This is a genomic window from Nocardioides sp., from assembly GCF_029937575.1.
In the GTDB taxonomy this organism is placed as follows: Bacteria; Actinomycetota; Actinomycetes; order Propionibacteriales; family Nocardioidaceae; genus Nocardioides.
Genome location: NZ_JAPYPS010000105.1, coordinates 1 through 9206, shown reverse-complemented (window position 1 = coordinate 9206; position 9206 = coordinate 1). Strand labels below are relative to the sequence as shown.

The following is a 9206-nucleotide window of genomic DNA, read 5'->3' as shown; positions in this document are numbered from 1 at the left end:
GTCCCCGTCCCCGCGGTGGCCGCAGCCGCGCTCGCCGGCCTGGTCACCGGGGCCGCGCTGCTCGGGCTGGTCTCGCTGGGCTTTCGCGGCTGCGAGGTCCTGAACGGCAACACGTCGTGCGGAAAGGGCCCGGGCATGGTGGGCCTGGTGCTCGTCTTCGCCGTGGCCGTCGTGATCGGCCGGTTCCTGCTGGCCTGGGCGAAGCTCCCCGAGCCCGGCCTCACGAGCTTCCTCGGCGTCGGGGTCGCGAGCCTCGTCGCGATCCTCGCACTCGGTGGCCTCTTCGACAGTGCGGCCATCATCGTCGTGCTGCCGCTGCTGTGCGCCGCCACGTTCGCGGGCGCCTGGTGGGTCGCCACCGTCCAGCTTCCGCAGGACGACTGAGCCCCACGTCCGACGGCCGGCCAGCGGCACTCAGCGTGCGGCGAGCAGCTCGGCGATCTGCACCGTGTTGAGAGCCGCGCCCTTGCGCAGGTTGTCGTTGCTGATGAACAGCGCCAGCCCGCGCTGGTCCGGCACCCCCTCGTCCTGCCGGAGCCGACCGACGTACGACGGGTCCTGACCGGCGGCCTGGAGCGGGGTCGGGATCTCGCAAAGCTCCACGCCCGGAGCGCCCGCGAGCAGCTCGCGCGCCCGCTCGACCGGCAACGACCGGGCGAACTCGGCGTTGATCGCCAGGGAGTGACCGGTGAAGACCGGGACCCGCACGCAGATGCCGGAGACGAGGAGGTCGGGGATGCCGAGGATCTTGCGCGACTCGTTGCGCAGCTTCTGCTCCTCGTCGGTCTCGCCGAGACCGTCGTCCACGATCGAGCCCGCCATCGGAAGCACGTTGTAGGCGATCGGGCGCACATACTTCGCGGGCTCCGGGAACGCCACGGCGGCCCCGTCGTAGGCGAGCTCGGAGGCCTTGTCACCCGCCGCCGCGACCTGGCCGGCCAGCTCCTCGACGCCGGCGACACCGGAGCCCGACACCGCCTGGTAGGTGGAGGCGATCAGCCGGACGAGCCCCGCCTCGTCGTGCAGCGGCCGCAGCACCGGCATCGCGGCCATCGTGGTGCAGTTGGGGTTGGCGATGATCCCCTTGCGGGCGTGCGCGAGGTCGCCGGGGTTGACCTCGGAGACCACCAGCGGCACGTCGGGGTCCATGCGGAAGGCCGAGGAGTTGTCCACCACGGTCACGCCGGCCGCGGCGAAGCGCGGAGCCTGGGCGCGCGAGGTGGTCGCCCCGGCCGAGAACAGCGCGATGTCGAGCCCGGTCGGGTCGGCGGTCGAGGCGTCCTCGACGGTGATCTCGCGACCGGCGTACGGCAGCACGGTGCCGGCCGAGCGGGCGGAGGCGAAGAACCGGATCTCGGAGAGCGGGAAGTCGCGCTGCTCGAGGATCTGGCGCATGGCGACGCCGACCTGTCCGGTCGCGCCGACGATGCCGATGCTGGTCATCGTGCTACCTCCCCGTCCCGCCGTAGACGACGGCCTCGACCTCGGTGGCGTCGAGGTCGAACGCCGTGTGCGTGGCCCGCACCGCCTCGTCGACCTGTGACTCCTCGACGACGACCGAGATCCGGATCTCCGAGGTCGAGATCATCGAGATGTTGACGCCGGCGGACGCGAGGGCGCCGAAGAACTTCGCGGTGATGCCCGGGTGGGAGCGCATGCCGGCGCCGATGAGGGAGATCTTGCCGATCTGGTCGTTGTAGAGCAGGCTCTCGAAGCCGATCTCCGACTGCAGCGCCGCCAGGGCCGCCATCGCGGCCTGTCCGTCGCCGCGGGGCAGGGTGAAGGAGATGTCGGTCAGGTTGGTCGCAGCCGCTGAGACGTTCTGCACGATCATGTCGAGGTTGGTCTGGGCCGCGGCCAGTGCCTCGAAGATCCGCGCCGCCTCGCCGACCTTGTCGGGCACGCCGACCACGGTGATCTTGGCCTCGCTGCGGTCGTGGGCGACGCCGGCGATGATCGCCTGCTCCATGGAGTCCTCCTGGGTGCGGTCCTCGATGCTGCCGGAGACGACGGTGCCGTCGAGCTGGCTGAAGGACGAACGGACGTGGATCGGGATGTTGTAGCGACGGGCGTACTCGACACAGCGCAGGTGCAGGATCTTCGCCCCGCAGGCAGCGAGCTCGAGCATCTCCTCGTAGGTGACCCGGTCGAGCTTGCGGGCCGCCGGGACGATGCGGGGATCGGCGGTGAAGACGCCGTCGACGTCGGTGTAGATCTCGCACACGTCCGCGTCGAGCGCCGCCGCCAGCGCGACCGCGGTCGTGTCGGTGCCGCCGCGACCGAGGGTGGTGATCTCCTTGGTGTCCTGCGAGACACCCTGGAAGCCCGCGACGATGACGATGTGGCCCTCCTCCAGCGCCGTGGAGATGCGGCCGGGGGTGACGTCGATGATCTTGGCCTTCTGGTGCACCGAGTCGGTGATGACGCCGGCCTGCGAGCCGGTGAAGGAGCGCGCGCTGAAGCCGAGGTCCGAGATCGCCATCGCCACGACGGCCATCGAGATCCGCTCGCCGGCGGTCATGAGCATGTCGAGCTCGCGCGCCGGAGGCAACGGGCTGACCTGCTCGGCGAGGGCCAGCAGGTCGTCGGTCGTGTCGCCCATCGCCGAGACGGCGACCACGACGTCGTTGCCGGCCTTCTTGGCCTCGACGATGCGGCGGGCGACGCGCTTGACGGCGGCAGCATCGGCGACGGACGAACCGCCGTACTTCTGCACGACAATGCCCACCGGGCTCACTCCTGGGGATCGGGGCTGAGGGACGGACCCGGGTGCCGGATCCTGCGGCCCGATCCTACCGAGGGGAGCGGGTCAACCCCGACCGCTGTCCAGCACGGCCTCCGCGGCCTCGATCTGGTCGCTCTCGGAGACGTAGTCGACGTCGAGGCGGTCGTGCGAGACGACCGACAGGAGCGCGTTGAGCGCGGCGCCGGCGAGGTTGCCCCACGACGAGACGTAGGAGAACTGCCACCACCACAGCGCTTCGCGGACGTTGCCCTGGCGGAAGTGACGCAGGCCGTTCTCCAGGTCGGTGGCGATGCTGGCGAGGTCGTCGGACAGGTTGCTCGCCACGACCTCGGGCACGTAGGGGTCGAAGACGAAGCTGTAGGTGTCGAGGTTGCCGAGCATCTCGGCCAGCCGCAGCCGCAGGTCGTCGACATCGGCCTCGGGGCCGACGTCGGGCTGGTGCTCGGAGGCCGGCTCGAAGTCCTGCTGGACGCCGAGCCGAGCCCCGGCGAGCAGGACCTGGCTGATCTCGAGGAGCAGCAACGAGATCGCGCGGCTTCCGTCGGCCTCGCGGGCGATCTCGCGCAGCGCCAGCAGGAAGCTCGCCACGGAGTCGGCGATCTGCTGGGCGAACTCCTCGGTCTCGCTGTCGAGGGCCGGGGCGCCGGCCGTCCCGGGCTGTCCTGATGATGGGGGGAGCTGGGTCATGGTGCTGTCTGCCTTCCTGCGAACGCACGTCCGAGAGTGACCTCGTCGGCGTACTCGAGGTCACCGCCTACCGGCAGTCCACTCGCCAAACGGGTCACGCGCAACCCCTGTGGCTTGAGCTGACGGGTGAGGTAGGTCGCGGTCGCCTCTCCTTCGAGGTTGGGGTCGGTGGCCAGGATGATCTCGGTGATGGTGTCGTCGGAGAGCCGGATCATCAGCTCACGGATGCGCAGCTGCTCGGGCCCGATGCCGTCGATCGGGGAGATCGCGCCGCCCAGGACGTGGTAGCGGCCTCGGAACTCGCGGGTGCGCTCGATGGCGACGACGTCCTTGTACTCCTCGACCACGCACAGCGCCGTCGGGTCGCGGCGCGGGTCGCGGCAGATCCGGCACTGCTCGTCCTCGGAGACGTTGAAGCACGTCACGCAGAACTTCACCTTCGCCTTGACCTCGATCAGCACGTCGGAGAGACGTCGTACGTCGACCGGGTCGGCCTGCAGCAGGTGGAAGGCGATGCGCTGGGCGCTCTTGGGTCCGACCCCGGGCAGTCGCCCGAGCTCGTCGATCAGGTCCTGGACCACGCCCTCGTACACACCGCGAGCCTAGACGGCACCACCCCCACTTCAGGTGGGCGGCGCGCAGGTGGAGCCGTGAGGGTGCCTCAGAAACCGAGCTTGGGGGCGGCCCCGCCGTCGGCGCCCGGCAGACCGGGCATCCCGGGCATGCCGCCGCCACCACCGGCCAGCGGGCCGAGGGCGTCGGCCGCCGCCTGGTCCGCCTGGGCCTTGGCCTCGCGGTAGGCGGCGACGATGAGGTCACTCAGGTCGGCGAGGGACTCCGCGTCGTCGCCGTCGACGGTGCCCGGCGTCACGTCGACCCCGAGCAGGTCACCGACGCCGCTGACCTTCACGGTCACGGCTCCCCCGCCCACGGTGCCCTCCACCACGGTCTCGGCCAGCTGCTGCTGCGCCGACTCGATGGTGGCCTGCATCTGCTGGGCCTGCTCGAGCAGGGCGTTCATGTCGAAACCGCCGGCACCGCCGAGGGCCTCGAAGGGGTTCTGGGTCATCGGGTCTCCATCCGAGTACGTCGTGCAGTGGTGGGCCGGCCGTGGGCGCTGGTGCACCCACGGATCGTGGCGCTGGTCGTCGTGCCGGTCATTCGTTCGGGATCTCCTCGATCATCTGCGCACCCAGCTCGCGGGCGAGGAGGTCGTCGGTGCCGAGCTGGTCGGAGTCGGCGTCGAGGTCGTCCGGGCTCGCGTCGGCGTCGGCCGCGGCCATCGCCTCGGCCCGACTCGAGTCGGGCGCCTCGTCGGTGGTGCGCGTGGCCCGGATGGCGTCCCGGGCCGCGGACGACCCGCCCGGGTCCGGAGCCGGTCGCTCGGGCGGTCCGGGGGTCTCTCCCGGGGGTGGGGCGTCGTCGCTCAGCCACGCGGGCGGCGCCTCGGGGGGCGGCGGCTGGGACTCGTCGGGGGCGGCCCACGACGGAGCGGGGGGCTGGTCGGGGACGCCTGGAGCGGCCGGGGTCGACTGCTGCTCCGCAGCCGCGGGCGCGCGCTCGACCGGCGCCGCCTCCTGCTGCGGCGGGGGGGCCTGGCCTGCTGAGGCGCCGGGGTCGATGATCGTCTCGATCCGCCACGCGGTGCCGACCACGTCGATGGCCGCCTGCCGCACGATCTCGGCGCTGCCGCCTGCGTCGAAGGAGTCCCTGGCCCCGGCGTTGGCGAAACCGAGAGTCAGCACGGCGCCGTCGACGGCGACGACCTGGGCGTTCTGGGTGAGGTGGATCCAGGTCATCTTCCGGCGCTGCTTGGTGGCCTCGATGACGTCGGGCCACAGCCGCCGTACCTCGACCAACGACAAGCCTGCCGAGGCGGCCGGCGCGGAGGCGGCGGCCGGCGCTCGCGGCTCGGGTGCGGGCGGTGCGCCGGGACCGGGTGCGGGCGCCTGGGTCCCGGGCTCCTGCGCTGCGGGGCGCTCCGGGATGACCTCGACCGGCGTCGTGGCCGCGGGAGCAGGAGGCGTCGAGCTGATCCGGACCTGCGCCGGCTCCGGAGCCGCTGGGCCTGGGGCAGGGGCAGGGGCCGGCTCGGGCTCCGCGGCCGGCGCGGGAGACGCCGCGGCAGCGGCGGGCTGCGGCACGCTGACCCGCACGGGCTCGGGGGGCAGGACCGGCGGCGCGGGCTCCACCGGGGAGGCGGCGGGGGCCGGGACCGCCGACGGTGCGGCGACCGTGCCGGTGATCGAGGCCCGTCGCTCGATCCGGTCGAGGCGGGCGAGCACCCCCTGCGTGGTGTGGTCGGCCCCGGGCAGGAGCACCCGGGCGCAGATCAGCTCGAGCAGGAGTCGAGGAGCGGTGGCACCGCGCATCTCGGTCAGGCCCGTGGCGACCAGGTCCGCGGCGCGACTCAGGTCGGCGCGGCCGAACCTCGACGCCTGGGCCACCAGGCGCTCGCCCTGGTCCTGGGAGACGTCGATCAGCCCGGTGGCCGGCGCGTCGGGCACCGCGGCGACGATCACGAGGTCGCGCAGGCGGCGGAGCAGGTCCTCGGTGAAGCGACGTGGGTCCTGCCCGGTCTCGATCACCTTGTCGACCACGCCGAAGACCGACGACCCGTCGCCGGCGGCGAAGGCGTCGACCACCTCGTCGAGGAGCGTGTCGGGGGTGTAGCCGAGCAGGCCGCTCGCCAAGGCATGGGTGACGCCCTCGGGGCCGGCGCCGCCGAGCAGCTGGTCGAGGACCGACATCGTGTCGCGAGCCGAGCCTGCGCCGGCGCGCACCACGAGGGGCAGCGCGGCGGGCTCGATCGTGACGCCCTCCTTGTCGCAGAGCTCGGTGAGGTAGGACGACAGCAGCCGGGGCGGGATCAGCCGGAACGGGTAGTGGTGGGTGCGCGAGCGGATGGTCGGGATGACCTTGTCCGGCTCGGTCGTGGCGAAGATGAAGCGCAGGTGGGGCGGCGGCTCCTCGACGAGCTTGAGCAGGGCGTTGAAGCCCTGCGTGGTGACCATGTGGGCCTCGTCGATGATGTAGACCTTGTAGCGGCTGCGCACGGGCGCGAAGAACGCCTTCTCGCGCAGGTCGCGCGCGTCGTCGACACCCCCGTGGGAGGCGGCGTCGATCTCGATGACGTCGATGGACCCGGGCCCGTTACGGGCCAGGTCGCGGCACGAGTCGCACTCGCCGCAGGGGTCGGGGACCGGCGCCAGCTCGCAGTTGAGAGCGCGCGCGAGGATCCGCGCCGACGTCGTCTTGCCACAGCCGCGCGGCCCGGAGAAGAGGTAGGCGTGGTTGACGCGGTTGTTGCTCAGGGCGGCCCGGAGCGGCTCGGTGACGTGCTCCTGCCCGATCACCTCGGCAAAGGTCTCCGGCCGGTAGCGGCGGTAGAGGGCGAGGGGCGAGTCCACACCCGAGACCCTAACGACCCCCTGGGACAGTGGGTACCGACCCGGCGCCCGATGTTCACGGTGGCTTCACCAGCAGGGACCGCTTGACGTCGTTGAATCGGGCGTGCTCACCCGCCGAACCGCCCTGTCCGCGATCGTGGCCCTGCCCGTCGTGACGACGCTCGCCCGCGCGATCCCCGCCCAGGCCCGCTCCCTGCTCGGCATCGTCGTCGAGCCGACGCCGGTGCCCGATCGGATCGCCCTGAACCCGACGTCGTCACCCTCGTCGTCGGTGTCGATCACCTGGCGCACCAACGACGCCACGACCAGTGGTCTGGTGGAGTACGTCGCCGGCGACGGCACCGTCCGGACGGCTCCGGTGTCCACGACCACTCGGGTCAACCTGATGGGCGGCGCGCCCGCGGCCCGGCACCACACGGCGGCGCTGGAGGGCCTGGCGCCGGGCACGCCGTACGACTATCGCGTGGGGAGCCCCGAGAGTGGCTGGTCGTCGTGGCACTCGCTGACCACCGCGTCCACCATCCCGGCACCGGGATGGACCTTCCTGTACTTCGGCGACGCCCAGATCGGCCTGGACACCGTCTGGCCCGTCAACGTGGAGCGGGCGCTGGCCGCCTACCCCGATGCCGCGCTCTCGCTGCACGCTGGCGACCTGATCAACAACGCCGACAACGACGAGGAGTGGGCGCACTGGTTCTCCGGCGCCGGCGCCCTGGCGCACGACAAGCTCGTCATCGCCTCGCCGGGAAACCACGAGTACAGCGGCGACCAGCTGCTGCAGCAGTACAAGGGTCACTTCGAGATGCCGGGCAACGGACCCGCCTTCCACCAGGAGGACGTCTGGTTCTGCGACTACCAGGGCGTGCGCTTCATCTCGCTCAACGGCAACGCCCCGCTGGGCGGCCCGGACCAGGCGATCTGGATGCGCAAGGCGCTGCGCGAGAACCCCGGCCGCTGGTCGGTCGTGACGTTCCACCAGCCGATGTTCTCGGCCACCCCCGACCGAGACAACCCGCTGACTCGCGCGACCTGGCTGCCCGTCTTCGAGGAGGAGGGCGTCGACCTCGTGCTGCAGGGCCACGACCACACCTACGCGCGAGGGCACCTCGCCGCCAACGACGCCGAGGAGGAGGGTGCCGGCCATCGCGGGCCGACGTACGTCGTCAGCAACGGTGGTGGGAAGTACTACGACCTGGCCCCCGCGGAGGCGAACAACTGGACCGACAACGACGCGGTCCGCGTCGTCGGCCACGAGGGCCTGACCTGCTACCAGGGCATCGAGGTGTACGACGACCGCCTGGTCTACCGCTCCCACGTCGGGGCGCTGCGCGACGAGGCCAACGCCGACGGCTTCGAGGTCGGCGACCTGGTCGATGCCTTCACGGTGGTCGCCTCGCCCGACGGCAAGGTCGTTCGCGACGGCGTGCACCTCGGGCCCTGGGCCGAGCCGGAGCCGGAGCCCGAGCCGGAGCCGGAGCCGGACCCGGAGCGCGTCACACCCACGCTGCGGATCTCCCAGCACCGCCGCAGGCTCGCCGTACGCGTGACGTCGCCTGGTGCCAAGCCCTCGGGACGGATCAGCGTCTGGCACCGAGGCGAGCGGCTGCGCAGCCGCAAGCTCACCGGCGCGAGGGCCGAGGTCAAGCTCCCCAAGAAGATGCTCGGCAGCAAGGTGACCGTGCGCTACGGCGGCGACCGGGCCACGGCGCCGGCCCGCGTGCGGCTGCGGCTCGACCGAAGGTCCTGAGCCGGAGCGTCGCGACCAGCCGGGAGAAGAAAGGCCCCCCGCGCACCCGACAGAGCTCACCTGCCCTTGCTGCCTTCCGGCCCTGGGGGATTCAGCGAGGTGCCGCCACGCGGGGGGTTGGCCCCACCATAGGCGATTGGGCGAGCGGACAGGACCACGGGTAGGCTCCTCCGCGGAGGATTCGCCTAGTGGCCTATGGCGCTCGCTTGGAAAGCGGGTTGGGTGTGAAAGCCCTCAGGGGTTCGAATCCCCTATCCTCCGCCAGTGCTCGACCACCTCTGACCTGGGCCGCTACGGCCCAGGTCGAGGTCGTTGGTGGACCACCGCCGCGGTCTGACCCGCGGGGCGACGTCGTTGGCTGTTCCGTCGTGCACGTCACGCTCAACTTGAGCGTGAATCGGGGTCTCGAGGTGCGACGGCGTCGGGCCACCACCGCCAAGTTCGAATCCCTTTCCTCGGCCACGTGATCCACTGTCGGTCGAGGAGCGCCAGCGACGAACCTCGAGACCCGGCGACCTGAGCGCCCTCCAGCACCCCCGCCTACCCACGAATCATCCACAGCCCTGTGGATGACGTGGTTGTCCACAACCCCCATGGTTGAGCCAGATTGACTGTC

General features: G+C 71.8%; 8 protein-coding genes, 1 tRNA gene and 1 other RNA gene. 3 read left to right on the top strand and 7 right to left on the bottom strand.

Features of this window, described 5'->3' with window-relative positions; genetic code table 11:
- Window positions 1–384, top strand: a 384-nt coding sequence (locus Q1K33_RS19980) for a hypothetical protein (protein ID WP_300406564.1), incomplete at its 5' end; no start/stop codon positions are given.
- Window positions 385–414: 30 nt separating this feature from the next.
- Here the strand turns inward: Q1K33_RS19980 and Q1K33_RS19975 are convergent.
- From Q1K33_RS19975 to Q1K33_RS19950, 6 genes are all read right to left on the bottom strand, one after another.
- Window positions 415–1443 (bottom strand): aspartate-semialdehyde dehydrogenase, encoded by a 1029-nt coding sequence (locus tag Q1K33_RS19975; protein ID WP_300406562.1) that lies wholly within the window; start codon window positions 1441–1443, stop codon window positions 415–417.
- Between the two features lie 4 nt (window positions 1444–1447).
- A complete protein-coding gene (locus tag Q1K33_RS19970) occupies window positions 1448–2728 on the bottom strand; it encodes an aspartate kinase (RefSeq protein ID WP_300406560.1) in 1281 nt (426 codons plus the stop codon).
- 81 nt (window positions 2729–2809) lie between these two features.
- A complete protein-coding gene (locus tag Q1K33_RS19965; RefSeq protein ID WP_300406558.1) occupies window positions 2810–3433 on the bottom strand; it encodes a DUF5063 domain-containing protein in 624 nt (207 codons plus the stop codon).
- Entirely contained in the window at window positions 3430–4026 is a 597-nt protein-coding gene (gene recR / locus Q1K33_RS19960; protein ID WP_300406556.1) for a recombination mediator RecR, read from the bottom strand. The genes Q1K33_RS19965 and recR overlap by 4 nt, the downstream gene beginning before the upstream one ends.
- A 68-nt stretch (window positions 4027–4094) precedes the next feature.
- Window positions 4095–4502 carry a YbaB/EbfC family nucleoid-associated protein gene (locus Q1K33_RS19955; protein WP_300406554.1) on the bottom strand — a complete coding sequence of 136 codons (408 nt, stop codon included), beginning with the start codon at window positions 4500–4502 and terminating at the stop codon, window positions 4095–4097.
- Window positions 4503–4590: 88 nt separating this feature from the next.
- Window positions 4591–6843: a DNA polymerase III subunit gamma and tau gene (locus Q1K33_RS19950; RefSeq protein ID WP_300406552.1), complete on the bottom strand. Its 2253-nt coding sequence runs from the start codon at window positions 6841–6843 to the stop codon at window positions 4591–4593.
- A gap of 103 nt (window positions 6844–6946) precedes the next feature.
- Between Q1K33_RS19950 and Q1K33_RS19945 the strand changes: the two genes are divergently transcribed.
- Window positions 6947–8590 carry a metallophosphoesterase family protein gene (locus Q1K33_RS19945; protein ID WP_300406550.1) on the top strand — a complete coding sequence of 548 codons (1644 nt, stop codon included), beginning with the start codon at window positions 6947–6949 and terminating at the stop codon, window positions 8588–8590.
- A 29-nt stretch (window positions 8591–8619) separates the two neighbouring features.
- Here Q1K33_RS19945 and ffs read toward each other — a convergent pair.
- Window positions 8620–8709: signal recognition particle sRNA small type (ffs, locus tag Q1K33_RS19940), an RNA gene on the bottom strand.
- 55 nt (window positions 8710–8764) lie between these two features.
- Here ffs and Q1K33_RS19935 point away from each other — a divergent pair.
- Window positions 8765–8854: transfer RNA gene (locus Q1K33_RS19935), tRNA-Ser, on the top strand.
- Window positions 8855–9206: the final 352 nt, after the last annotated feature.

Excerpts from the sequence above, each read along its gene's own strand:
- Q1K33_RS19975 (WP_300406562.1), bottom strand. The coding sequence starts at position 1,443 with ATGACCAGCATCGGCATCGTCGGCGCGACCGGACAGGTCGGCGTCGCC.
- Q1K33_RS19965 (WP_300406558.1), bottom strand. The coding sequence starts at position 3,433 with ATGACCCAGCTCCCCCCATCATCAGGACAGCCCGGGACGGCCGGCGCC.
- Q1K33_RS19955 (WP_300406554.1), bottom strand. The coding sequence starts at position 4,502 with ATGACCCAGAACCCCTTCGAGGCCCTCGGCGGTGCCGGCGGTTTCGAC.